Origin of the sequence: Parafrankia sp. Ea1.12, from assembly GCF_900465275.1 — a bacterium.
Lineage (GTDB): Bacteria > Actinomycetota > Actinomycetes > Frankiales > Frankiaceae > Parafrankia > Parafrankia soli.
On record NZ_UBIZ01000494.1, the window covers coordinates 1 to 855 of the forward strand.

The 855-nt window shown below is 66.7% G+C and carries 1 protein-coding gene; it reads left to right on the plus strand.

The genetic code is table 11. From position 1 onward, the window contains the following. Positions 1-825 (plus strand): IS5 family transposase (locus FMEAI12_RS29290; protein ID WP_200835454.1); only part of this gene is annotated, 825 nt, incomplete at its 5' end. Between the last annotated feature and the right edge of the window lie 30 nt (positions 826-855).

Below are 855 nucleotides of genomic sequence, written 5' to 3' on the forward strand. Positions count from 1 at the left end.
CCTCGGTATCCCTCGGATCTCACGGACGCGGAGTGGGCCTACGTGCAGCCGCTGCTGCCGGCGGCGTCGAAGGACGGCCGGCCCGAGAAACACGACCGGCGTGACATCGTGGACGCGATCCTCTATGTGACCCATAACGGTGTCGTGTGGCGAGCGCTGCCGGCGGACTTCCCGCCCTGGAAGACTGTCTACGGGTTCTTCGAGCGGTGGAAGAACAAAGGCGTCACCATCAGGGTCCACGACGGGCTGCGCGACGAGGTCCGCCAGGCCGAGGGCCGCAGCGCGGCACCGACCGCCGGAGTGATCGACTCCCAGTCGGTGAAGGGCGCTGCCACGGTGACCACCCCGACCCGCGGTTACGACGCGGGGAAGAAGGTCAACGGCCGCAAACGGTTCATCATCGTGGACGCCCTCGGTTTACTGCTGGCCGTGCTCGTCGTCCCTGCCAGCCGCCAGGACCGCGACGGCGCCCGCCAGCTGCTGGTCGACCACTACTTCACCATCCCGACCTGCCGTTTCCTGTTCGCCGACGGAGGGTTCGCCGGCCGGTTCGTCACCTGGGCCGCCACCGTCATGAAGACCACCGTCGAGATCGTCCAGAAGGAACAAGGCCAGAAAGGCTTCCGTCCGCTCCCGAAACGCTGGGTTGTGGAACGCACACTGGCCTGGATCACCGCGCACCGCCGTCTCACCCACGACTACGAACGCGACCCGGCCAGCTCTGCCACCTTCGTCTACTGGGCCATGATCCGCACGATGGCCCACCGGCTCGCCCGCGGTACCCCTGTCCCACGCTGGACCCCCAGGAAGGCCACGGAGAGTTAATAGCCATCAAGATTCAGGACAGGTACTGAG